Origin of the sequence: Streptomyces sp. MST-110588 (assembly GCF_022695595.1) — a bacterium.
Classification (GTDB): domain Bacteria; phylum Actinomycetota; class Actinomycetes; order Streptomycetales; family Streptomycetaceae; genus Streptomyces.
The window spans coordinates 5,136,113-5,160,296 of record NZ_CP074380.1 but is presented as its reverse complement, the minus strand read 5'-3'; the positions used below and the strand labels follow the sequence as shown (position 1 = coordinate 5,160,296).

The window sequence follows — 24,184 nt, the reverse complement described above, 5'->3', positions numbered from 1 at the left end:
GCACCGGCTGCGCTCCGCGGCGGCGCTGCCACGGGGCGTGTGCGTGACGGGGACAGTAGCGAGCTAGTCCGGTCAGCGGAAGAGTCCGTCCAGAATCCGGGCTCCGCCGCCCGGTATGTCCTCTCTGCGACCCCCGCTTTCGGGGCTGCGGCCACCGCTTTCGGACCTCGGGGGTACGGATCAGGAGGCGGGGCGCGGTACGGGTCGCATACGCCGGAGCGCGGACCGGCCCACGTCCGATCCGCGCTCCGATGTCCACTCCGGCGTCCGCTGCGATGCGCCCCGGCGCGGAGCGACGGCGTACGCGCCGGGGCTCAGCGCGTACGCCCGGCGCGTACGTACGCCACGTACGCCACGTCCGCCGCGCGCGCCTCGCTCGACGCATCCGCGCGGGCGCTCAGCGCATCCGCGTGGCCCACTCCCGTACCTTCTTGATCCGCTCGTTGAGCTGCCCGGCCGTGGCCTCCGCGCTCGGCGGCCCGCCGCACACCCGCCGCAGCTCGGTGTGGATCACCCCGTGCGGCTTCCCGCTCTGGTGGACGTACGCCCCCACCAGCGTATTGAGCTGCTTGCGCAGTTCCAGCAGCTCCTTGTGCGTGACCACCGGGCGCCGCTCCGCCGGCAGCTCCAGCAGGTCGGCCTCCGCGTCCGGCCGCTTCTTGCTGTGTGCGATCTGCCGCGCCTGCCGCTTCTGGAGCAGCATCTGCACCTGGTCCGGCTCCAGCAGCCCGGGGATGCCGAGGTAGTCCTGCTCCTCCTCGCTGCCCGCGTGCGCCTGCATGCCGAACTCGGCGCCGTCGTAGAGCACCCGGTCGAAGACCGCCTCCGACTCCAGCGCCTCGAAGGAGAACTGTTCCTGCTCCCCCGTGTCCTCGTCCTGCTGCTTGTTGGCCTCGTCCATCTCCTTCTCGGACTCGGCGTACGGGTCCTCCTCGCCGTCCTTCTCCGGCCGGTCCAGGACGTGGTCGCGCTCGACCTCCATCTCGTTGGCGAAACCGAGCAGCGAAGGGACGGTGGGCAGGAAGACCGAGGCGGTCTCACCGCGCTTGCGGGACCGTACGAAGCGGCCCACGGCCTGGGCGAAGAACAGCGGCGTGGAGATCGTCGTGGCGTAGACCCCGACCGCCAGCCGGGGCACGTCCACGCCTTCGGACACCATCCGCACCGCGACCATCCAGCGGTCGTCGGAGTGCGAGAAGTCGTCGATGCGCTGCGAGGCCCCGCTGTCGTCGGACAGGACGAGGGTGGCGCCCTCCCCCGTTATCTCGCGGATCAGCTTGGCGTACGCGCGCGCCTGCTCCTGGTCGGAGGCGATCACCAGCGCGCCGGCGTCCGGTATGGCCTTGCGGACCTCGGACAGCCGCCGGTCGGCCGCCCGCAGCACGTTCGGCATCCAGTCGCCGCGCGGATCCAGCGCGGTACGCCACGCCTGCGAGACGGCGTCCTTGGTCATCGGCTCGCCGAGCCGGGCGGCGATCTCGTCGCCCGCCTTCGTACGCCAGCGCATGTTGCCGCTGTAGGAGAGGAAGATGACCGGGCGGACCACGCCGTCGGCCAGCGCGTTCCCGTATCCGTACGTGTAGTCGGCGGAGCTGCGGCGGATGCCGTCGTTGCCCTCCTCGTACGTGACGAAGGGGATGGGGTTGGTGTCGGAGCGGAAGGGGGTGCCGGTGAGGGCGAGCCGCCGGGTGGCCGGCTCGAACGCCTCCAGGCACGCCTCGCCCCAGGACTTGGAGTCACCGGCGTGGTGGATCTCGTCCAGGATGACCAGCGTCTTGCGCTGCTCGATCCGGTTGCGGTGCAGCATGGGGCGCACGCCCACGCCCGCGTAGGTCAGCGCGACGCCGTGGTACTCGCGGCCCAGCGGCCCCGCGCTGTACTCGGGGTCGAGCTTGATCCCCACCCGGGCCGCCGCCTCCGCCCACTGCTTCTTCAGGTGCTCGGTCGGCGCGACGACCGTCACCTGCTGGACGACGTGGTGGTGCAGCAGCCAGGAGGCGAGCGTCAGCGCGAACGTCGTCTTGCCCGCGCCGGGCGTCGCGACCGCGAGGAAGTCCCGCGGCTGGGTCTGGATGTACCGGTCCATCGCCGCCTGCTGCCAGGCTCGCAGCTTGTTGGCGGTACCCCAGGGGGCCCGTCCGGGGAAGGCGGGGGACAGGTGGTGGTTGTTGGTGGCGCTGGTGGTGGTAGTCACGGTCTCCGTCGGCTGGCTCGGCGATCGGCAACCGCGCCAGCCTACCCGGGCGGGGAGGCGCACTTCGGGGCGACGGCGCCGGGTCACCCGTCGGCGCGACGCACGTCACACCGTGCCGTACGCCGCTCCGTACACCACCGCGAACGGCGTTCCAAGCGCCGGTCCGAACCTGTTCCCCGGCACCGTTCCGGACCCGCTCCGGATCTGTTCCCTTACGCCTGACCAGGCACGTTGTCGGGCGTCGCCGCGGTCGCCGGTCCGCTGCCGTGCGCCGGCGCCGCCGGGCGGCGCAGTGCCCGCAGCCCGTCCGCGATCTCCCCGACGTCCCCGGTCCGGCCCGCCGCCACCGCCACGACCAGGTCGTACGCCGCGTCCTGATCGATCTCCAGCATGTCGATCCCGTTGACGGCGAGGAACACGGCCGTGCTCAGCCACGCCGTCCGCTTGTTCCCGTCGACCAGCGGATGGTTGACGGCCATCGACTGGAGCAGCGCCGCCGCCTTCTCGAAGGGGCCGGGGTACGCCTGCACGCCGTACATCCGGGACCCCGGGCGGTGCACCGCCGAGCTGAACAGTCCCGGATCGCGCATCGCGACCTTCTGCCCCGCGCAGGCCGGCTCCACCAGGTCCAGCGTCTCCTGGACGGTCAGGTACTTCATCACTCCCCCAGCCTGCGCAGCAGATCCGCGTGGCGGGCCGCGTAGGTCTCCCCGAGCCGGCGGACCGTGGCGCGGTCCGCCTCCCGCTCCTGCTCCAGGTAGCGGTCCAGCGCGGCGAGCACGACCGCGTGCTCGTCACGGCCCTCCCGCTCGGCCCGGAGCCGCAGCGCTTCCCGCCGGTCCTCGTCCAGCCGCAGATCGATCGTCATACCGGGACAATACTGATCACGGGCCCCGCCGCGGTACGGCTTTTCGGGGCGGCGGCCGGCCCGGCCGCCGGACGCGCCGTACAGCCCGCAGCGCCGCCCCGTACCCCGCTACGCCGTTCCGTACCCCGCTACGCCGTTCCCTCTCCGGCTTCTGCGGCTCCTCCGGCTTCAGACGGGTGCAGAAGTACGCGCCTGCCAGCGCCACCACCGTCATCGCCACGAAGACCGCCGTGAAGGCGGCCGGGTGGGTCGGATGCACCAGGTGGGACGGCTGCCCGCCGGTGTCCACGGCCGGCGCGTGGCCGCCGGCCGCGACCGAGCCGCCGCCGAACGCCACGAACAGGACGCCGCCGATGCCCACGAACACGATGTTGCCGAGCGCGTCCGACACCTGGAGGGAGGCCGAGTTGATGCCCGCCTCCTGCGGCCGGGACAGCTTCATGAGCAGCACACCGCCGCTGGAGATCGTCAGCCCGATGCCGTACCCGGCGAGCACCCACGCGACGGCGACGATCCACGGCGTCACCCCCTCGATCAGCGCCAGCGGCACCGCGAGGACGGCGGCGGCCACGAACAGCATGCCCAGCACCATCAGCCGCTCCCGGTACGGCTCCAGCCGCGGCCTGCTCTGGGTGTACGAGCCCAGCGCCCAGGTCAGCCCGCCGCCCGTCAGGGACAGCCCGGCCAGCGTCGGGGACAGGCCGCGCTCGGTCACCAGCATCAGGGGTACGAAGCTCTCCGCGGCGAACAGCGACCCGGCGGCCAGGGCCCGCGTCAGGATCACCGACGGGAGCCCGCGCGCCGCCCGGAAGGTGCCCCGGGGCAGCAGCCGGACGATGGCGGGCCCCAGCAGGGCCAGCCCGGCCACGGCGGGGATCAGCGACAGCCAGCGCAGGTCCTGGCCCGCGTACTGGAGCAGACCGGTACCCGTGGCGGCGGCCAGAGCCAGCACGATCCGCCGCCGGTCCATGCCTCCGACGCCCCTGTCCGTACGCGCCTCGCTACCCGTTGCCTCAGTACTTGTTGCCTCCGTATCCGTTGCCCCAGTACCCGCTCCCTCCGTACCCGCTCCCTCCGTACCCGCTGCCTCCCTCCGCGACAGCTTGCGCAGCGCCGGCAGCATCACGGCCAGCGGCGGCAGGATCAGGACCGGGATGGACAGGAACACCCAGCGCCAGCCGAGGTGCTCGGTGACGGTCCCGGCGACGAGCGGGCCGACGATCACCGGCAGCACCCAGGCGGCAGAGAAGGCCGCCATCACCGACGGCCGCAGATGGTCCGGATAGGCACGGCTGGCGACGACGTACAGGGCGACGATCACCAGCCCGCCGCCGAGGCCCTGGATCCCACGGCCCGCCACGAAGATCCACATGTTCTGGGCCGAGCCCGCGACCACCAGACCCGCACCGAAGGCGGCGATCCCGGCGAACAGCGGCGCCGACGGCCCGGTGCGGTCGCACCACTCGCCGGAGAGCGTCATCGCGAACAGGCTCGCGGTGAAGAAGCCGGAGAAGGCGAAGGCGTACAGTCCGACGCCGTCCAGAGCGTGGGCAGCCACCGGCATCGCGGTGTTCACCGCACTGGCTTCGAAGGCGATCAACGAGATCACCGAGATGATGCCGCAGGTCAGCGCCCGGTACGCAGGGGAGAGCACGCCACCGCCGCGGGCGTTGGCGGGCGGTGGCTCGGGTATCTGGGCAGCGGCGGTCTCGGCGAGGGCGTCGCCCGGGTCTACGGCAGTCATCCGGTCAGGGTAAGAGGCTCGAAAGCCGGTCACCCCTGTCCCGGGACGGGAACCGGGCCGTCCCCCCGACCTACTCCCAAGGACCGAGTACGGATCACAGCACATCCCCCGCGGCCGGGACAGACCCACCCGCGCCCGCCAACCCCCTTACATGAACCGCGTGTTGCACCTTCATGACAGGCCCCCCACCACTCTTGCCCCGGCCCCCGCCCCCGGGCCTATGGTCGTCACCACACGCGGGCCCCGCTCCACCGGCCCGCGCAGAACACCACAGCCCGGCCGTGTGCCCGAGTGGCTGAGGGGCTCGCCTGCAAAGCGAGTTACGCCGGTTCGATTCCGGTCACGGCCTCCGATGCCTGGACGCCGCAGCGCTCCAGGCACTCATATACGACGCTGCCGAGAGGCCGCCCTGCCGGAACCCGGCCGGGCCGGGCGGCCATGGGCCGCGGGACCGCTGCTTCGAGCGGCCGGCGTTGATTGCGTCGTCCGGTGCGGGTGCGGACAATGCTGGAGCGGCGGGGGACTCACCGTAGGCGGTCGGTCCACCTGTTCAGGGCGTCCGGTACCGGGAGTACGGGTGGGGGCTGATGGATTACCAGGAGACGGAGTGTTTCCTCACCCTGGCCGAAGAACTGCACTTCGGCCGGACCGCAGAGCGGATGATGGTCTCGCAGGCGCGGGTGAGCCAATTGACGCGTTCTCTTGAACGCCGCGTCGGCGGTCGCCTCTTCGAGCGCACTACGCGCAGCGTCCGGCTCACCGATGTGGGCGAGCGGTATCGCGAGCGCGTGGCTCCGGCATTCCAGGAGCTGCGTGACGCGCTGGATGAGGCACGACGGGCCACGCGGTGTATCGAGGAGACCCTCCGGGTCGGATTCCTGTGTGCCACCATGGTCGTGCCCGAGATCATCCGGCGTTTCAGGGCGCGCTTCCCCGCCTGCGCGACCGAATTGCACGAAGTGCATATCGCCGATCCTCTCGGACCGCTGCGGCGGGGCGAGATCGATGTTCTCAGCCACTGGCTCCCGGTTCTGGAGGACGACCTGGAGGTGGGCCCCACGATGTCCTCCGAACCCAGGACGCTTGCCGTGCCGCTGGGCCATCCGCTGGCCTCCCGCGAGTCCATATCGGTCGAAGAACTCGCGGAGCAGCAGGTGTTCTCGCCCGCCGGAAACGCCCCGCAGTACTGGTGGGATGCTCAGTCACCGCCCTGTACGCCTTCGGGAAAGCCGATCCGCCGCGGTCAGCCGGTGGCCACCGTGCACGAAGTGCTCTCCCTCGTCGCCGCGGGACAAGGTCTCGCTCCGATGGTGCGGTCGACCGCCGAGTTCTACGCCCGTCCCGACGTGGCTTTCGTCCCCATCCACGACCTGCCGAACGCCGATGTGGCGCTGGTGTGGCGCAAGACCGGCCGGAAGCCTGTCGTGGCGGCGTTCGCGGAGACCGCCGAGACGTACGTCCAGGGGTGAGGGCGCCGACGTACGTCCGGGGTTGAGCGCGCCGGCGTACGTCCGGGTGTGAGCGCGAAGGCAGGGGGACGCGGTCGGCATTCTTCAGTTCCGCTTATCGGTTCATTCGCAGATCGCCGTTGATCATGAGGGGCCGGCTGCCAAGACTTGACCGACATGGTTACCCAAGCTGCCCCACCGCCGGTGGACATACGCCATCCCGATCTGCGCCAATGGCTCGCGCTCGTCGTGGTCCTGGCCGGCACCTGCCTGGTCGAGCTCGACCTGTCCATCGTCAACGTGGCACTCCAGCCCATCCGCAGTCACTTCGGCGCCGGTGTCAGCGAACTGGAACTGATCATCTCCGGCTACACCCTCGCGTTCGGTCTGACGCTGGTCACCGGCGGCAGACTGGGCGACATCCACGGCTACCGCAGGATGTTCATCATCGGTGTCGCCGCCTTCAGCGCCGCTTCCCTGGCGTGCGCGCTGGCCTGGGAGCCCATTCCCCTCATCGGCTTCCGCGTACTGCAGGGGGTCGCGGCGGGCCTGATGCTCCCGCAGACGCTGTCCATCATCCAGCTCGAATTCTCCGGGCGTCACCGGGCCAGGGCGTTCGGCCTTTTCGGGGCCGTCACCGGTATCGCGGCCATCATCGGGCAGATCGTCGGCGGCCTGCTCATCGGGCTGGACATCGCGGGCCTGTCCTGGCGGGCCATCTTTCTCATCAATCTCCCCATCGGCCTCGCCGCCGTCATCGGGGCCCTGCTGCTCCTCCCCGAGAACCGGAAGAAGGACCGTCCCAGCCTGGACCTGCCCGGAGTCGGGCTGCTCACCGTGGCCCTGCTGTGTGTGATCGCCCCTCTCGTCTTCGGCGGCGGAGAGCACGGACACCCCTTGCTGCTCCTGCTGGTACTTGCGGCCATTCCCGCGATGGCCGTGTTCCTTCGCCGGGAGAACCGCGCCAAACGACACCATCACCTGCCGCTCATCGATCCGGAACTCCTGCGCCGGCGCACCTTCCGGGCGGGAGTGGGGCTGTCCCTCACCTTCGTGGCAGGGAACATCGGTTTGTTCTTCCTCATTTCCCTCTACTTCCAGGGTCCGCTCGGTTTCTCCCCCCTGAAGGCCGGCCTTCTGTTCACCCCCCTCGCGCTGTGCTTCGGCATCGCCTCCCTGGTCGCCCCGAAAATCGGGCCGAAGGCGGGCCACCACGTACTGACCATCGGATATGTCATCAACATCGCAGGAACGGCCGCGCTGCTCGGCTCCGCAGCGGTATATGGCCGTCAGATGCCCGAGATCGCAATCGTCATCCCCTTGGCGGTCATCGGCTTCGGCGAGGGGCTGGGATTCACCCCGCTCATCAACATCGTGCTCGCCGGAGTCCCGGAGCGGGACGCCGGTTCCGCCTCCGGAGCGCTGGAGACCGGAATCCAGATCGGTTCCGCCCTCGGACCGGCATTGCTCGGTACGGTCTACTCAGCGACGTCCGCCTTTACGTGGGGACTGGGCGTGAATCTCCTGCTGGCCACATCGGCTCTCGCCTTCCTGCCGATGATGAGGTCCGGCCACCACACGTCAACGGACGAAAAGGACGGAGACCGAACGCCGGCAACTCCCGTCTCCGCAGGGTGAGTCGACAGATCCCGGTGTTCATTTCACGCACGCCCACGCAGTCAAGTGCGGCTCCCGGTTTTCCGGGGCCGCCTCCGGGGGAATCCGGGGGCGCCCCCGGTACTCACTGCTGGTTGGCCACGGCGGGTTTGGCGCCGAAGGGGGCCACCACGTCGCGTTCCTCGACGAGTTCGACGATGCGGATGTCGGGGGCGTCCAGGGCGGTGGGCCGGGAAGCGCGCCAGCCGTCATCGGGACGCGTTGCGCCAGGGCGCGTCCGGCCGTATGTGCGCACGGGCCAGTGCCGCGCACACTACGGTGCGCACGTCTGAGTCACGGGGAGACCGGGCGTGGTCGATCAACCCTTGTGCCACGGCGTGGGCCCGGTGCAGACCAAAACTCAGGTGTGCCTGACCCGTGCGAGGATCGTCCGGTTCCTCGGCCACGGCCAGCCCCGGGACGATCTCCCGCGCGAACACTGAGGTGGACCGGCCGAGACCGGGCCGGCCCGCAAGGCCGGCAGCCAGATCCTGGGCCACGGTGTGGCCCGCCTCGGCGGTGCTCAGGTAGACGACGGCCGCGTCACGCCGTGGGTACAGCAGCGGAGAGGAACTGATCTTGGCCCGGTAGCGCACGGTGCGAGCCTCCAGCCCATGCAACAGGTCCCTCCAGAGCGGCGGTGCGGTCCTGGCATCCTTCAGGTGGATGTACAAGCGGACGATGGAGTTCACCTCATCAGGGCGTCCGGCTGAACCGTCCACCAGGAAGAAGCCCGCGGACAGCGCGGGGCGTGCGCACGGGTAGTGCACCACGGCCCGTCCTTCCCCGGCGCTCGCGGTCACCGAGGCTGCCGGGACGAGGGTGCGTACTCCTTCCAGCGTGACGATCCGGTGGGACGGGTCGTCCCCTGATTCCGCGACCGCCGCGTACGGCACCGCGAAGGTCGTGTCACGGTGCGGCACCGCGTCCGCGAGGAGCCGCTCGTAGGACGGGTCCCGCAGCGTGCGAAGGCGGGGCGCGCCGGATATGTCCAAGCCCGTGTGGAGCACTTCGTACAGAGCATTCGCCAGTGCGTGTTGCAAGTCGTGCACGGTGTCCGCGTCCACGGTCCGGTCGCGGATGCGTGCGGTGAGCCGGGTCAAGTCCACCTCGGCCGTATCGAGCTCCGCGCTCAGACGCCAGTGCAGGGGCGCCGTCGCCCTCTCCTGTTCCGCCTGTCTCGGATGCGGCATGTCAGATGCTCCAGTTCGCTGCGCAAGCCCCACGGGGGCAGTGAAATGGGGGCGGGTCGCCCGGCAAGCCGGTAGGAGGTTGTTGCCGGGTGAGTCCGGATGTCAGATCGGCGATATCTGGCATGTCTTGCACAGCCACGTCGACCACCTGGACCTGGGCGCCGCACACGTCACCCGGCGCGACCCGGCCCGTGCGGTGCAGCACATGACCCGCGAGGCCAACGCCCTGGGACCGACGGTCTGCTGCGACCTCATCACCAGCACCACATCGGCAACAGTCACGTCCTGAACTGCGGTATCCGTTCATTTTCGGATCAGTCCTCCAGCCCGAGCGTTCTCGTCACAGCGCCGGGAGAGAGCAGGAGCGTACGAGCGATACCCATCGCAGCGCGGTCTCCGGCCGTCAGTACCGACCGCTGTGCCGACCGCGCCATGACCCGGTCGAGCAGGTGCCAGCCGGCGAACCCCGCGCTGCGGATCCACAGGGCTTCGTCGTGCGCGGCATCTCCCCGCGCGGCGTAGCCCGCACGGAATCGTTCGATAAAGGGCCGGCACCTGGCCAGTTCGCTCGTGGCACGGGCGACCGCACCGTGACCCCGGGGCTCCCCTGCAGCCTGCGCCCGCATGCTTCCGGGTGCTCCCGATGCGGCGTCGCTTTCCGGGCTTTCCGGCCCGGCGAGTTTCCGCACCGCGCGGTACAGCCATTCACCCACATACGCGCCGATGTCCCGGGCGGGATCGGTGCGCCGCAACTCTTCGAAGTCGAGCAGATACATGGCATCCCGCGCGAACAGCACCTGGTCCAGTCGGAAGTCGCCGTGCACGGGCCGGGAGACGCCATCGCTCTCCGGCTTCCGCAGCCGCCTGATGGCTTCTGCCAGTTCCCCGTCCTGTTGCAGGATGCTCCACATCCTGAGTTCCGCCCCGCTTGCCGTCCGGTGCTTTTCCAAGGACAAGGCGTTCAGCCCGGATACGGGGGGCAGCGCGTGCGGTGTCGGGTCAAGGCTCACCCGGCCCGAGGGGTCCAGGCCGTGCAGGGCACCGATGGTCTCACCGATCCGGTGGGCGTCCTCCTCTCCGAAGGCACCCGAATCCGCCCGTTCGGCCCCGGTCACCGTGTCCGGCAGCCATTCGAAGACGACCAGGACGTCCTCCATGCTCCAGCCCAAACAGCGTGGCCCCCGCACGATGCTCTGCTCCGTGTACCTCAGCAGCTCATGGAAGGCGAGGATGTTCGTGAGGCGCCGCCGTGCGTCGTCCAAGGGGCCGCTCAGGTGTTTGACGAAGAGTTGGGTACCCTCGGTCGTGAGGCCCGACCAGTTGTTGTTGCGTCCGTTGTACGAGGTGAGATGGGCGGGGTCGAAGGTGCCGAGGCCCAGCCGCCGCAGTAGTCGCGCTACTGCTGGTACCGATTCCAGGCTTTCGGGCCGGGCCCGGTACCGATGGTCCACCAGTGTCATCGTGCCTCCCGTGGCGAAGTCTTGAAGGCCGCGGACCGCGGCAGGGCGGGAACGTCCTCCAATCGCTCGTACCGAAGCACCCGCAGGTCAGCGACTTGCTCCAGGGGTACGGCGAGGGCTTCGGCGTCTCCCACCACCACGGTGTCGAGCACCTCCGGCGAGAAATGGGCGAGCGCGGCCTCGGCCACCTCCGTCCGGCCGGTGCCGGCGAGACGCCGCGCATAGGCCCGGTCCCAGTCCGGCGGGGCGCCTTCCGCGACGACGTTCACCAGAGAGGTCGCGTACGAGGCCGGTGAGGCGGTGGAAGTGACCAGTCGGCCGGCCAGCAACTGCTTCGCGGCAGCGATCTCCGCCGGGTCGGGCGGGGTGTGCACCATGGCCGCCAGTTCCGCCCGTGTCTCGTTCACAGCGGCTGCCGCGTCACGCTCGTTCACCGCCAACCGGATCAGGAGGGTGGATCGGCCCGCGATGATTTCCATGGCGGAGCCGGCGAGATACGCGTAGCCCCTGTCCTCCCGGACTTTCCTGGTCAGCCGGGACCCCACGCCGTCACCGAACACCACGTTGGCGATGTCGAAGGCGGGACTGCGGTCATCGGTTCGCTCAGGCATCGTGCCGAACATGAGGACTTCCGCCTGGGCCGACTTCGGGCGGTGGAGAAGGGTGAGTTCACCGGCGGCCGACGGAATCGACGGCGGCGGGAAGACATCGTGGGGCGGCGGCCCGCCGGACCAGTCCATGAAGGCCAGGCGCACCAGGTCGGCGAGCTGCGCTGCCTCGACATCCCCGACCAGGACCAGGGTCGCGCCGGCCGGGTTGAGCCGACTGTGATGCAGATGTCGTATCTTTTCCGGCTCGACACGAGCCAGGGCTGCGGGGGGCGGCAGGTCACAGGGCTGGGCATACGCGGGATACCACCGCCGTAACAGTGCGGCCAGTGCCATCCACCGGGCCTCCGCGCGCCCTATGCCGACATGCGCGGTGTGCTTCTGCCGAGCCTCGGCGATGGCGTCATCACCGTAACGTGGCCGGGCCAGGCAGGCTGCGATTTCGTGCAGCACCGGCTCCAGGAACACTGTCGGCGTGTAGCCGAAGATGCCAAGGCGGTCGATGCCTCTGGCGGCGTTGATATCCGCTGTCGCCCATGCTTCGCGCCGCGTGGAACACACCTCTGCGGCGGGGCGCAGGAGCACGGCGCCGAGGATATGCGCATGCGCGGCGTGCGCCTCGCCCACACCCGCGAAAGGGATACTGAGCCGGATCTCGACCAGTGGCACGCTGTGGTCCGGCACCACGATCAGCCGCAGGCCATTGGGCAGCGTGGTGTCCAGCAGGTGCCGTGCTGTCGTCAAGGAGTTCATGACGCGACGGCCACCTCTGTCCCGGCGGTACGGCCGGGAGGCGCGCTTCGCGGGACAAGCCGAAGCACCGCTCGTGAAGGGGACAGCAGACGGGTGACCGCCCGTTGGACGGATGTGGTATCCAACGCCGCGACCCGTTCGGGCAGTTCGTCGACGAGTTCCGCTCTGCCATGGAGCAGTTCGTATGCCCCCATGGTGCGGGTGTGTGCCAGCAAATCGGCGTTGCGCCGGTAAAGCCGGGCCGCCAGACGGTTTCGCGCGCCAGGAACGAGTGCGCCGATGGTGTCCCTCGCCGCGAGCCGGGCCAGCTCCTCGTCGATCTCGGCGACCGTGTCCTCTGGTTCGACGCCCGGCCGGCAGGTCACGACGATCGCCAGTGTGTCCGGCGCGCGGGCGTCCAGAGAGTTGAACAGACCACAGCCCGCCGACACCCGGACGGCAAGCGCCTTGTCACGTACCAGCCTCGTGTGCAGCGCGCCGGAGAAGTCACAGGCGAGGATCTCGCACAGTGCCATATGGGCCAGGTAGGCGGTCAGGTCGGAGCCAGGGTCCGGCAGCCGGTACCCGAGTGCCAGGGCCGGCAGCGGAGCGTGCACGTCCGTGTGCGTGCCCCGCACGGTGCGTTCGGGCACCGGCTCTTGCAGCGTCGGCGCGGGCGGGCGGGGCCGGGAAGGCAATACACCGAACAGCTTGTGGATCAGCTTCAGCACGCCGGGGACATCGAAATCCCCGGATACCGTGAGCACGGCATTGGACGGGACGTAATACGTGCGGTGGAATTCCACCGCGTCCGCAACAGTCACAGCATCCAGATCGGACCATTCACCGTACCCGTTGTGCGCATTGGGGTACGTACGGTACAGAAGCGCGGGCAACGGAATCCACGGGAACCCACCGTACGCCCGGTTCATAATGTTCGTCCGGATCTCTTCCTTCACCACTGCCCGCTGGTTACCGAGGCTTTCGTCACTGACGACCAGAGAATCCAGCCGGTCGGCCTCCATGGCGAGGACCTCGGCCAGGCCGTTTTTCGGCAACAACTGGAAGTAGTCGGTGTAGTCCGGATGCGTGGTGCCGTTGATGGAACCGCCGAGGCCCTGTACGTAATTCCAGTGCGCCAGCTTCGGGTATTTCCCGCTGCCCTGGAACATCAGGTGTTCAAAAAGATGCGCGAAACCGCTGAATGCCGGCGGCTCGGACCGGAAACCGATGTCATAGTGCATACAGACCGCGACCAGCGATGTCCCTCGCCGGGGGGCGAGCAGGACTTTCAGGCCATTGTCCAGAACGATACGGCGCACCACGGGCACCCGGACTCCTTCCACGAGCCCCCTCGCGAAGACGGGCCCCAGGCCAACGGGGGCGTGGAACGGTCCACGCCCCCGCGCTATCATTTGAGCGGGGATGCTGGGGACGACTCGATACTTGACGGGATCAGTCGACTCCGGCATTCCCATTCAGAAACCGGCACTGAGCAGCGTCAGCAACCCTGCCAGATGGAGACCACGACGCTGGCGACGGTGACGAGCGAGCCGGGCGCGCCATCAACGTCCTGCGTCGCGGCGGCCAGCTCCTCGGCGTCGGCGTAGGTGGTGTAACCCTCGAAAAGCTGCTCGGCGTCCATGGGACTTCCTTTCTGTTGAACATCCACGCCCCGGTTTTCCGCGGGCGCTGCTTACGAAGTCTTTTATAGCACCGGACAAGCATTCAAGGGAAGACTTTTCCCGGCGCATTGAAACTTTGGCAAGACATCCGTGCGGGCATGCCAGAAAGGGCCGGGTGCGATTTCATCCGGCCGTTGACGATATGGAATGCGAGTATGTGTAACCAGAAAAGGGCGAGCTATTTTTCAGCTCCCCTGGGCGGCACGCTCTGCCTCCTCCGCGAGGATGTCCACGGTGAGGGTCGCCCACTCATCGCCCCATCCGACGTAATCACAAGCATCCCTCATGTGCGCGAGCATTCCCAGTACGGCGACTTCACGGGCATCTTCCAACGCCGGCCGATCACACGCGTCGGCGAAAGCACGCGTGATCAACGACCATTGCGCCGCCGCCTCCGCCCCGATTCTCCTGCGGACCATGCCACGCAACTCAGCCAGTTCGCCGAGTACCCACCCGATATCGAGGCAGGGCCGGCCCGCGGCCATGTCCTCACCGGCCAGCAGGCTGCCCGAACCATTGGTCAGGTCGGGCACGACCACTCCGGTTCCCGGTCGCCCGTGCAGGAGGACCGGAGCTGGAGTGTCCGTCAGAAACCACCGGCACCGCTCCCGCAGATGCCGCAACCGAGTGTCTCCCAGCCGCCTTCTGACCACGGTGTACAACCGCACGGTCCCCTCTTTGCGGAAGTCGCGGGAGAACCAAGGCTCCAACCTGAGCAGACCGGGGTATTTCCGCCGCGTGAGCCCCTCGGCCGGCACGGTGTGCAGTGCGCCTAGGGTGCGGGCAAGGTCCCTCAGCAACACGCGGCCTTGCGCGTACGCGTCCTCCGGCGGGCTGGTCATCAACAGGGTCGCCAACGAGTCGGGACCGCCCACCGGGTAGATGAGCCGGTGGCCCTCCTGTTGTGGCAGCGAAAGGCGCAGCCCCACGGCCGGCAGGGCGCGCAGGTGGCGCAGCGTGGTGGCCGAGGGCATACGTTCCTGGTGCGGCTGTCCGGGGCCGGCGGTCCGCACCCATCGGTACGCTGCCGGCCCAGGACACCGATACACGGCGGTCCGGGTGAGCTCGGTACCGTACTCAGCGATCAGTTCTCCATCGGAGTGCAACCGGATCCCCTCCTCGCACCGCTCGCTCAGGCCGACCGTGCCGGCAACGCTTCCATCAGTCTCAGCAGCTTCGGCAACTCGGGCGGGATATAGGCATCGTCACGGCCGGTGGTGCTGCTCGGGCCGGGCTGAGGAGGTATGACGCAGACGTTGGGCCGCTCCCGCAGTTCTTTCATGTGCCGGGCCAGCACCGGGTTGTCGATGGCCCCTGGCGGGAGGGACGGGGCCACGCCGATGGGCGCCTGGGTGCACTGCAACGCGAGCATGGCCGGAGTGTCGCCCATGCCGGTGGCGAGCCTGCTGATGAAGTGCACCGTGGCCGGGTACACCGCCACGGCCTCGGCCCACAGCGACCATTCGACGTGCAGCGCTTTGGTCCGTGGTTCGTCCGGCCACATGTCAAGCAGCGCTTCACTGGAGTTGATGGCCGACAGCGCCTCACGCGTCACAAAACGCTCAGCACTGCGTGTCACCACGACACGGCACTCCACATCCGGCAGCACGATGCTCATCCACTTGACCCAGTAGGGCAGGAAGGTGACGCCGATCGCTCCCGTACCCACCAGGAGGAGCCGTCGCGGGGTGAAGGTGAACCCCGCGCCGGCCGGTTCGGAAGTCTCAGACATCTTTGCCTCTCAGTTCCGCGACGACCTCCCGAAGATCAGCCAGTGCTGCCTCCACCCCGTACCGGATCAACACGCCTCCGGGAGAGAGCGCCACCTCGTCCACGTTCGAGCGCGCGTAATCGGCTACCTGCTCGGCGATCTCGCTCGCAGAACCCGTGAGGAAAACACCGGAATCCACCAGTGCGGCGGCGCTCCGCGCGGGTTCCCCGGGATCGACGTCCACCCCGGCCCTACGCAGCATGGCTGCGTAGGGCGCCGCGCCCAGGTGTCCGCCGTTCGCCGCCAGCACCAGTTCCCGGGGGTCGCGTCGGGGGCGGTCCACCGCGAAGTGCAGCAACGTCACGATGCGCGGGGCCGCTCTGCCCCGGCTCTGTGCGCCTTCGTACAACGCCGGTGCCAGCACGTTCTTGATGTACGGCGCGGGCGTGAGCCAGGTGATGGCCACATCGGCGACCTCTCCCGCGACCTTCGCCATGTTGGCGCGGAGCACGCCGGCACCGACTTCGACCTCCGGCCGGCCAGACGGCAGCGGAGGAATCATGCCGTTCAGGCAGTAGTAGTCACCGGAGCGCTCGACCAGTTCCCCGTTCACCAGCGCCCGTACCATGGACAGGTATTCACGGGCAGCGGTCAGTGGACTCGCGTACGCCGTCCCGCGCAGGGAAGAAGCAAATTCCACGGCTCCGGGGCCGTATCCCGCCACCATTGGCTGTCCGGTGAGCATGGCTGCCGAACGTGCTTGAACGGCGGCTTCGAAGGGATGCCGCAGCGGCATCAGGCCGACCGATGTCCCGACGGGAACTTTTATCCCCCTGCCGGCGAGGTACGCGAAAAGGTGATGCGTATCGATGGTCAGGTTCTGCCCCATCCACAACCGGGCCAGGCCGGCCTCCCGAACCAGTTCAGCGAAGCCTTCCACCATTTCCGCCCGGAGTACCGATCCCGGAAAGAAGACGGATACTTTTGGGGTCGATAACGAGGTGGCGGTCATGGAACCTCCGGGAATACGTTGGTTTCCGTGCGACCTGGCGCCGGTTGTCCGCATACCCTCAATAAATCCGCCCCGGCGCTGTGCGCGGTGGCATGACCAGCCGGGCCCGGTAATTCGCGGTCCGGAGCCTTCATGTTCACGCATTACTCCTCGGGTGCGCGTTCGGCACGCAGAGCTTTGAACAACTGCTCCGGTACGTCCGCAGAGATATGAATGGCGGTCACCTCGAAGGGCTCCCCGTCACCCAGGTCGACTGATACCGGCGGATCCAGATTGATCCGGACATTGACCGAGCTTCCGACGGCGCAGACCAGCTCCGCGGGCGCTCCGGGAACGCGGCGCAGCCCCCGGCCCTCGATCGTCCGTATCCCTCTCGACGCCGACCGGACAGACTGACGGGGCAGCGTTACGCTCCCCAGGAACCCCGTACGCAGCAGGACCTTCGAGCGCGAGACGACATGAGGGTGCCGCGCCAGGGCCGCCAGTACGCCGAACCCCGTGAGAATCACCAGCGCTTCCAGTACCGCATGCCCCCAGCGCAGGTGAGGCGGCAGGATACTGGAGACGAGAAAAGCGAGCGGAATTTCCGAAAACGTCAGCACCGCCACCATCTGTCGGAAGTTCGACGAATGACGGACCAGGGTGACCCCTTCCCCGTTTTCGCCGAGCGGACGCCTTGTCGCCCAGGCAATCAACGCCCCGGCAAGTATGGATAACTGTCGCCGCCCGGCGGGTTTCGGATCGGCACACCCCAGCAGGTCCGTCACCACTCCACCCCTGTCCACACCGCAAGGCCGGCCCTCTCAGCGGAGAATGAATGCCCGGACCATAAAATGGAATATACCCTTCCGATTCTCTGCCCCAGGCGAACGCCATCTGGCTCCCGTAGGCAAGAACTTGACACCGGACGCTACCCGACGAGTGATCAATGCGCAATAAAGATAAATAAACTGGCCGGTACGTTCAGATTGGCGCGGCCGGCTCTTCGGGTTGCATAAGTGAGCGATGACTGCACGCCGAGAAATTGATGAGCGCATGCCTGGTGCCGCGATTTTCACATGCCGAAAAGACTGCCACGGAAGATGCGTGACAGCTACATCAATTCACAGCTTACATATAGAGAACTGGCGCAATCCGGCGCGGGCGGTGAGCACCGCCGTTCATGCCCGGGACACCACTGCTTCACCGAACCGGGCGCGCTCCACGACTGCATCCGCGAACCGGACCAGCGACCAGGATTCCCTCGTTCCGCCTGACGGCCGGCCGGGCGGTGCGGTGTCCGTTTCGCGGATCGCTTGGCCCCGCGCGTACGGGGACGGCCCTGGTACACGCGGGGCCCGGAAACGGCCGTCAGTGCTGCGCCACGGCCGCCTGGGGGCGGATGGGGAGGCGGCCGATGGGGCGGCCGGTGGCGGCGCGGACGGCGGAGGCGACGGCCGCGGGGGCCGTGACGACCGGGACGGCGCCGGCGGGTTTGGCGCCGAAGGGAGCCACCACGTCGCGTTCCTCGACGAGTTTGACGATGCGGATGTCGGGGGCGTCCAAGGCGGTGGGCAGGGGGTAGCCGGTGAGGTCGGGGTGGCGGACCTGGCCGCGGGTGGTGCGCAGGTTCTCCATCAGGGCCGCGCCCAGGCCCTGGGTGACGCCGGCTTCGATACGGGCGCGGAGCTGGCGGGGGTTCAGGACGCGGCCGACGTCCTGCGCCACCGTCATGTCCACCACACGGATGGTGCCCAGTTCGATGTCGACGTCGGCGACGCAGCGGATGGCGCAGAAGGCCAGGCCCACGAAGGCGTCGCCCTGGCCGGCCTCGTCCAGGGGTTCGGTGGGGTGCGGGCGGCACTGGGCGGTGGCCCACAGTTCCTTGCCGTCCAGGGCCTCGGCGACGGTGGTGCTCAGGACCCCGTCGTACGAAGTGATCTTGCCGTCGTTGATCTGGAGGAGTTCGGTGGACATGCCGAACTTGTGGGCCAGCGGCTGGAGGAGCTGCGTACGGACCATCTTGGCGGCCCGCTCCACGGCGCCGCCGGAGACCCAGGTGTGGCGGCCGTGGCAGGCCGGACCCGCGGGCGGCTGGTCGGTGTCGACGCCCGCGACATGGACCTCGTCGATGCCCAGGGTCTCCTGGACGATCTGGCGGGCCAGCGTGGAGAAACCGGAGCCGGTCTCGACGGCGGCGCAGATGACGGTGGCGACCGAGCCGCTGACCTTGACGGTGGCCGTGGAGACCTCGTCCGTACCCTCCGCGCCGAGCATGTGGACCATGCCGAGCGCGTAGCCGACGCCACGGCGGACGGCGGACGGCTCGCCGGCGCCCTCGGGTCCGCCGGGCAGCAGCCAGTCCTCCTCCGGGGTGTCCTTGGGGAGTTCGGGCAGCGGCGCTTCCTTGACGGCGCGCAGGAGTTCGGCGACCGGCGCCGGGCAGGTGACGGTCTGGCCGGTGGGCAGCAGGTCACCGGTGGCCATGACGTTGCGCTGCCGGATCTCGGCCGGGTCCAGGCCCAGCTCGGCCGCCAGCTTGTCCATCTGGCCCTCGTAGGCGGCGCAGACCTGCAGGGCCCCCTCGCCGCGTACGTGTCCGGACGGCGGGTTGTTCGTACGGACCGCCCAGCCCTCGATGAAGGCGTGCGGGACGACGTACGGGCCGCAGGCGAAGGAGACGGCGGCGGCCAGCGCGTCGGCGGAGGTGTCCGCGTAGGCGCCGGCGTCCATCAGGATCTGCGCCTCGACCTTGACGAGTTTGCCCTCGCTGTCCGCGTGGTGGCGGTAGCGCAGCAGGGTGGGGTGGCGGTGGGCGTGGCCGAGGAAGGACTCCTCGCGGGTGGCGACGATCTTGACGGGGCAGCCGGTACGCAGCGCCAGCAGTCCCAGGGGGAGCTGGATGCCCGGGTCCTCGCGGTCGGCCATCGCGCCGGGGACGCCGGTGACGACGACCTTGACGCGCTCCGGCTCCAGCCCGAAGCAGGCGGCGGCCAGGTCACGGTCGGTGTGCGGGTCCGTGGAGGCGGTGTAGATCTCCACGCCGCCGTCGGGCCGCGGCACGGCGAGTCCGGCCTCGGCCCCGATGGGGGCCGGGTCCTGGCGGCCGATGCGGTACAGGCCCTCGACCATGACGTCGCCGGTGGCGGTGGGCTCGCCGAAGTGCAGGGGGATGTGCCGGATCAGGTTGCCGTCCGGGTGCAGCGGCTCGGCCTCGAAGGCGAGCTGCGGGTCGGTGACGGGGTCCAGCAGTTCGTACTCGACGGCGATGGCGGCGGCGGCCAGCCGGGCCGTGTCGGGGTGGTCGGCGGCGACCGCGGCGATCGGCTCGCCGTGGTGGCGCACCTCGTCCTTGGCGAAGACCGGGCGGTCGGGGGTGCCCCGGCCGTGCCCGGCGTCCCCCGGCACGTCCTGATGGGTGACCACGACCCGTACCCCGGGCATCTCGGCCGCGGGCTTGGTGTCGATGGACAGGATGCGGGCGCGGGGGTGCGGTGAGCGCAGGATCGCGGCCCACAGCAGGCCCTCGGCCCACAGGTCCGCGGCGTAGGGGAAGATGCCCTGCGTCTTGGCCGGCGCGTCGGCGGGCGGCAGGGAGACGCCCAGACCGTGCGGCGGCGGTTCGACGGGGACCTGTGTGCCCGCGGCGGGCGTCGCGGTGACGGCACCGGCGCCGTCGGTCGTGCCGGTCATGCGGAGCCTCCCGTCTGCGGGTCGGCGCCCGGGCCCTGGTGGTGGGGGGCGTGCGGGTGGTGGCCGTGAGGGTGGTGGTTGCCCTGGAGGTCGGCGGGGCCCGCCTGGTGCGGGATGCGGGCGGTGTCCGGTGGCTCGCCCGCGCCGAAGGCACCGGCGGCTTCCGCCTCGGTTGCCTCCGCCGCCTCGGCCGCCTGCGCCGCTTCAACCGCGGCCTCGGCGGCCTCCTGACGGGTCTGGACGACCTCCTTGACCGCGTCGAGCACACCGCGGTAGCCGGAGCAGCGGCAGAGGTTGCCGCACAGCGCCTGCCGGGTCTCCAGCTCGGTGGGGGCGTGATTGCCCTCCAGCAGGTCGTGGACGGTCATCGCCATGCCGGGTACGCAGAAACCGCACTGCACGGCCCCGGACGCGGCCAGCGCGCACTGGACGTCGGACGGCGCGCCGTCCTGGGCCAGGCCCTCGACCGTACGGACCTCGCTGCCCGCGGCGGTCGCGGCGGGCACCAGGCAGGACGCCACCAGCCGGCCGTCGACCTGTACGGAACAGGCCCCGCACTCACCCTGCGAGCAGCCGTCCTTGGCCCCGGCGAGGCCGAGCCGCTCGCGCAGCACGTACAGGAGGGACTCGCCGATCCAGGCGTCGGTGACGGGGCGGTCGGCGCCGTTGACGCGCAGGACGTAGGAGGTGTGGGGGTGTTCGGTGTGGGGGTCCGGTTCGTGGGCCTGGGGGTCGGGGTGGTGGGCCCCGGGGTCGGGGTCGTGGGTGGCGGGTGCCTGGTCGGCGGGGGGCGCCGGGGGGCGTCCGGAGCCGGGTCCGCGGCGGGGGTGGGCTCGGGGGCGGACTCGGCGCCGGGGGCCCGGTCGACGGTTTCGGGCGCTTGGCCGGCTTTTGCCGTTTGGTCGGCTGCTGCCGGTTCCGCTGCTTCCGTACGCTTCGCCGGCTCGGGCAGTTCCGACGGTTCCGCCGGCTCGGACGGTTCCGCTGCCTTCGGTGCCGCTTCTGTGGCTTCTGTAGCTTCCGTGACTTCCGTGGCTTCTGCGGCCTTTGGGGCTTCCGATGCGGCGGAGGGCTCGGGGGCCTCCTCCGCAGCCGGGGCCTGGGCGGTGGCCGATTCGTCGGAAGGTTCGCCGGCGTCCGGGGCCTTGGCGGCGGTCTCCGGCTCGACGGCGACGGCGAACGTGCCGGAGGTGTCCGGCTGTTCCGCGTCGGCGACGGGGATCGACCACTGGCCCGTCCCGACGGCGGGCGCGGCGGCGTCCCCGGCAGCACCGGGGGTACCGGTGGCCCCGAGGGCATGCGCGCCCTCTGATTCCCGCTCCAGCTCCGGCCCCGGCTCGGGTGCGGACGGGGCGGCGGGCGGCCACTGGGCCAGTGCGTCGGCCGGCAGCGACCAGTGGCCGGTCGAGGCCGGGGCGGGTCCGGCCGCCAACGGGCCGGCGCCGGACGGGTCGCCCGCGGACGGTTCGGCGGCAGAGGCGGACGCGGCGGACAGCTCGTCGGCGGACTGCCCGGCGGAGGCCAGGGGAACGCCGTCCCCGAGGCTGTCCCCGTACGCCGTGCCCGCGTGCCCGCCGTGGCTCTCGCGAACGCTGAGGCCCTCATGGCCGGCGTGCGTTTGATAGCCGGCGCTTTCGTCCGCGTATGCCGCGTTCGTACGGCCCGCGCCCGGGTACTCCTGAGCCGGGTACTCGTGCCCCTGGTACTCGGGCGCCGCGTGCTCCCCCCCGTTCCCCGTACGGGCCGTGGCGCCGTCCGCCGTGACCGCGCCGAAGTCCCAGTGACCGGTCGCGGCGCCGCCGTTGGTGTCGTGCACGCCCGGCACACCGTGTGCGTCCGGCACGCCGTGCACGTCCGGCACACCGTGCGGATCCGAAGCACCCTGTACGTCCGGAGCACCGTGCACGTCCGAGGCGCCGTACGCCCCGTACGCGGCACCGGCGCCGTACGCACCCGCGTACCCGGTGCCCGCGTCCGTACCGTTCCGGTCGACCAGGTACTCGCCGGACTCCTCCAGGCTCTCGTCCGCGACCGTGGGGATCGTCCAGTGACCGGTCGTCCCGCTGCCGGCCGCCGTACCGCCCGCGACCGGCCAGTCCACCTGCATCCCGGTGCCGCCGTGACCGCCGGGCGGCACCTGCGGCGCCGACGGGGAGGGCGGTGAGGACACGGCGGAACCGGACCCCGGCTCCGACCCCGGCTGCGCAGCGCCCGGGGCCTGCGGCGAAGCACCCTCGTCCGCCGTGGCGGCCGTCGCGCCACCCATCGGCGCACCAGGGACCGCGCCATGAACTGCGCCGGGGAGCGCGCCATGAACCACACCGTGAACCGCGCCGGGGACCGCGTCCGCGAACGGCATCGTCCACTGGCCGGTCCCCCCGGGGTCGGCGCTCGCGGCTGGAGTGGGCGGGGCGAAGGAGGACGGCGGGGTGTAGCCGTGGCCGGGTGCGGCGAGCGGGTCCTCGCCGTACGCACCCCAATCGCCCGAAGTGCCCGTTCCGCCCCCGGTGTCCGTCGCGCCCTGAGCACCCGGGTACGCCCCGGCGCCGTACGCGCCGGGGTAGCCCGTGGTGAAGCCTTCCGGGAGCTGCACGAAGGCCGTGGCCTCCGATTCGTACTCCCCGCCCGGCGGCAGCGGCTCCCACCGCTGCTGCGGGTGCGGATGCGGCTGCTGGGGCTGCTGCGGCTGCTGGTCCGGTGCGTCGCTCACGAGAGCGCCCTCCCAAGTGCTCGGCGGGCCAGGGCTGCCACCGTACGACGAAGATGCAGGGCGGCGGGCGGCAGGGCCTGCGGTGCGCCGCCGTCCGTGCCCTCCGGGGACCCGGGCCGGGGCATCGGGTCCGGGATGCAGGCGGCGGCGACGTACTCGCCGAAGGCCGTCAGCGCCTCGGGGACCAGGGCCCGTTCGCCGTCCCAGTCGATGATCGAGGCCACCCACTGCTCGGCCTCCAGCGGCCTCAGCGGCACCGTGGCCACCGCGCCGACCGCGCAGCGCACCCCGCGCCGCGCCGGGTCCAGGACCAGGGCCACCGAGGCGGTCGCCCGCCCGGGGCCCGTACGGCCGGTGGCCTTCAGGAAGGTCTGCGGGGCGTGCAGCAGCGGCACCCGTACGAAGCCGAGCAGCTCACCGGGGCGCAGCATCTCGCGCCCGGCGAGCAGGTGGCTGACCGGGATCTCGCGGCGGGCGCCGTGCGGCCCGGCGATGATCAGGGTCGCTTCGAGGGCGGCGAGCACGGGCAGGGTGTCACCGGTGGGCGCGGAGGTGACGATGTTGCCGCCGAGCGTGCCGGCGTTGCGGACCTGTGGGGGGCCGGCCGCGCGGGCGGCGGCGGCCAGGGCCGGGATGAGCGCGGCGAAGTCGGGGCGTCCCATACGGGCGAGGGTCAGCCCCGCGCCGAGCAGGGCATGGCCGTCCTGGTACTGCCAGCCGCGGATCTCGCTGATCCGGCCCAGGCCCACCAGGGCCGCGGGTCTGAGCAGCCCTGCATTGACGGCGGCCATCAGGTCGGTGCCGCCCGCGACGGGCACGGCGGCGGGCATGGCGCCGAGTGCCGCCACCGCCTCGTCCAGCGAGGCCGGCAACGTCACCGTCTGCGACGCCTGCGGTGCGTGCGTGGTCAACGAGCTGCCCCTTCCCCGGTGTCCCGGCTGTTCCGCTCCGCCGTACGGTACGTGCTCACGGCCCGGACGTGGCAACTCTGGCACATCATCCCAGGGCCGCGGCGCGAGGGTGCGCGAACGGGCGATCCGTCCCCGCTGCACCCCTTCGTCCGGCGGCCCGCCCGCGGGCCCGCCCGCCGGTCCTCATGAAGGACCGCGGACGCATGGGCGTACCCGGGGTGGCCGTCACCCCCGCTGTCACCCCCACTATCACCCCTACGGCACATAGTGCGTGTATCGCATCTACAGCACATCTCGCATGTCACACATGTACCCCGCGTAGGGCACGGAGCTTGCACAGTCCGTGGCACGGCCCTTGGCGCAGTCCCTGGCGCAGCCCGTGGCACAGTCCGCGTATCGCGCATACCTCACGTAACAGACCACACGCCACATCCCGCCGGTAACTCCTGCCTCCGCCATCGCGCTTGCACCACGTGTCGCATCTGCCGGAATGAACTGATACATCCGGCATGCCGTGATTGCCCGGCGGCGGCAGTGTGGGGGCACCACGGTCCCAGGGATCTGCCCACCGGACGCGTCC

18 protein-coding genes, 1 tRNA gene and 2 pseudogenes are annotated in these 24,184 nt (G+C 70.3%); 4 read left to right on the top strand and 17 right to left on the bottom strand.

What is annotated here, in order from left to right; all coding sequences use genetic code 11:
* Positions 1-397 precede the first annotated feature (397 nt).
* The 4 genes and pseudogenes from KGS77_RS22580 to KGS77_RS22565 form a co-directional block, all read right to left on the bottom strand.
* Positions 398-2,194, bottom strand: a complete 1,797-nt coding sequence (locus KGS77_RS22580) for a DEAD/DEAH box helicase (protein WP_242584776.1) — start codon at positions 2,192-2,194, stop codon at positions 398-400.
* A 290-nt stretch (positions 2,195-2,484) separates the two neighbouring features.
* A pseudogene (locus KGS77_RS22575) lies at positions 2,485-2,853 on the bottom strand (type II toxin-antitoxin system death-on-curing family toxin); the annotation flags it as partial.
* Positions 2,853-3,062, bottom strand: coding sequence for a CopG family transcriptional regulator (locus KGS77_RS22570; protein ID WP_242584774.1), 210 nt, complete (start codon positions 3,060-3,062; stop codon positions 2,853-2,855). The gene KGS77_RS22570 and the pseudogene KGS77_RS22575, both read right to left, overlap by 1 nt.
* 16 nt (positions 3,063-3,078) lie before the next feature.
* Positions 3,079-4,806 carry an MFS transporter gene (locus KGS77_RS22565; RefSeq protein ID WP_242584772.1) on the bottom strand — a complete coding sequence of 576 codons (1,728 nt, stop codon included), beginning with the start codon at positions 4,804-4,806 and terminating at the stop codon, positions 3,079-3,081.
* Between the two features lie 277 nt (positions 4,807-5,083).
* Between KGS77_RS22565 and KGS77_RS22560 the strand changes: the two genes are divergently transcribed.
* The 3 genes from KGS77_RS22560 (at position 5,084) to KGS77_RS22550 (ending at position 7,892) form a co-directional block, all read left to right on the top strand.
* Positions 5,084-5,155: transfer RNA gene (locus tag KGS77_RS22560), tRNA-Cys, on the top strand.
* Positions 5,156-5,393: 238 nt separating this feature from the next.
* Positions 5,394-6,275, top strand: coding sequence for a LysR family transcriptional regulator (locus tag KGS77_RS22555; protein ID WP_242584770.1), 882 nt, complete (start codon positions 5,394-5,396; stop codon positions 6,273-6,275).
* Between the two features lie 156 nt (positions 6,276-6,431).
* Positions 6,432-7,892, top strand: a complete 1,461-nt coding sequence (locus KGS77_RS22550) for an MFS transporter (protein ID WP_242584767.1) — start codon at positions 6,432-6,434, stop codon at positions 7,890-7,892.
* A gap of 103 nt (positions 7,893-7,995) precedes the next feature.
* Here the strand turns inward: KGS77_RS22550 and KGS77_RS22545 are convergent, their stop codons facing one another.
* Entirely contained in the window at positions 7,996-8,166 is a 171-nt protein-coding gene (locus tag KGS77_RS22545) for a hypothetical protein (RefSeq protein WP_242587848.1), read from the bottom strand.
* Positions 8,120-9,103, bottom strand: a complete 984-nt coding sequence (locus KGS77_RS22540; RefSeq protein WP_242584765.1) for a T3SS effector HopA1 family protein — start codon at positions 9,101-9,103, stop codon at positions 8,120-8,122. Before KGS77_RS22540 ends, KGS77_RS22545 begins: the two co-directional genes overlap by 47 nt.
* 127 nt (positions 9,104-9,230) lie before the next feature.
* Between KGS77_RS22540 and KGS77_RS22535 the strand changes: the two genes are divergently transcribed.
* On the top strand, positions 9,231-9,392 hold the full coding sequence (locus KGS77_RS22535) for a hypothetical protein (protein WP_242584763.1): 162 nt from the start codon (positions 9,231-9,233) through the stop codon (positions 9,390-9,392).
* A gap of 25 nt (positions 9,393-9,417) precedes the next feature.
* Here KGS77_RS22535 and lxmK read toward each other — a convergent pair whose 3' ends face one another.
* From lxmK to KGS77_RS22480, 11 genes and pseudogenes are all read right to left on the bottom strand, one after another.
* Positions 9,418-10,563 (bottom strand): class V lanthionine synthetase subunit LxmK, encoded by a 1,146-nt coding sequence (gene lxmK / locus KGS77_RS22530; RefSeq protein ID WP_242584761.1) that lies wholly within the window; start codon positions 10,561-10,563, stop codon positions 9,418-9,420.
* A complete protein-coding gene (locus KGS77_RS22525; RefSeq protein WP_242584759.1) occupies positions 10,560-11,924 on the bottom strand; it encodes an insulinase family protein in 1,365 nt (454 codons plus the stop codon). Before KGS77_RS22525 ends, lxmK begins: the two co-directional genes overlap by 4 nt.
* Positions 11,921-13,228 carry a pitrilysin family protein gene (locus tag KGS77_RS22520; RefSeq protein WP_242584757.1) on the bottom strand — a complete coding sequence of 436 codons (1,308 nt, stop codon included), beginning with the start codon at positions 13,226-13,228 and terminating at the stop codon, positions 11,921-11,923. Before KGS77_RS22520 ends, KGS77_RS22525 begins: the two co-directional genes overlap by 4 nt.
* Positions 13,229-13,404: 176 nt before the next feature.
* On the bottom strand, positions 13,405-13,548 hold the full coding sequence (locus KGS77_RS22515; RefSeq protein WP_242584755.1) for an LxmA leader domain family RiPP: 144 nt from the start codon (positions 13,546-13,548) through the stop codon (positions 13,405-13,407).
* A 225-nt stretch (positions 13,549-13,773) separates the two neighbouring features.
* The gene (locus KGS77_RS22510; protein WP_242584753.1) at positions 13,774-14,562 is read right to left on the bottom strand and encodes a hypothetical protein; all 789 of its coding nucleotides are present in this window, start codon (positions 14,560-14,562) and stop codon (positions 13,774-13,776) included.
* Between the two features lie 158 nt (positions 14,563-14,720).
* Positions 14,721-15,320, bottom strand: coding sequence for a flavoprotein (locus tag KGS77_RS22505; protein WP_242584751.1), 600 nt, complete (start codon positions 15,318-15,320; stop codon positions 14,721-14,723).
* Positions 15,313-16,311 (bottom strand): LLM class flavin-dependent oxidoreductase, encoded by a 999-nt coding sequence (locus KGS77_RS22500; protein WP_242584749.1) that lies wholly within the window; start codon positions 16,309-16,311, stop codon positions 15,313-15,315. Before KGS77_RS22500 ends, KGS77_RS22505 begins: the two co-directional genes overlap by 8 nt.
* 143 nt (positions 16,312-16,454) lie before the next feature.
* Positions 16,455-17,078, bottom strand: a complete 624-nt coding sequence (locus tag KGS77_RS22495; protein WP_242584747.1) for a hypothetical protein — start codon at positions 17,076-17,078, stop codon at positions 16,455-16,457.
* A 583-nt stretch (positions 17,079-17,661) separates the two neighbouring features.
* Entirely contained in the window at positions 17,662-19,983 is a 2,322-nt protein-coding gene (locus KGS77_RS22490; protein ID WP_242584745.1) for a xanthine dehydrogenase family protein molybdopterin-binding subunit, read from the bottom strand.
* Positions 19,980-22,090: pseudogene (locus KGS77_RS22485) on the bottom strand ((2Fe-2S)-binding protein). Before KGS77_RS22485 ends, KGS77_RS22490 begins: the two are co-directional and overlap by 4 nt.
* 599 nt (positions 22,091-22,689) lie before the next feature.
* The gene (locus KGS77_RS22480; RefSeq protein ID WP_242584743.1) at positions 22,690-23,604 is read right to left on the bottom strand and encodes an FAD binding domain-containing protein; all 915 of its coding nucleotides are present in this window, start codon (positions 23,602-23,604) and stop codon (positions 22,690-22,692) included.
* Positions 23,605-24,184: the final 580 nt, after the last annotated feature.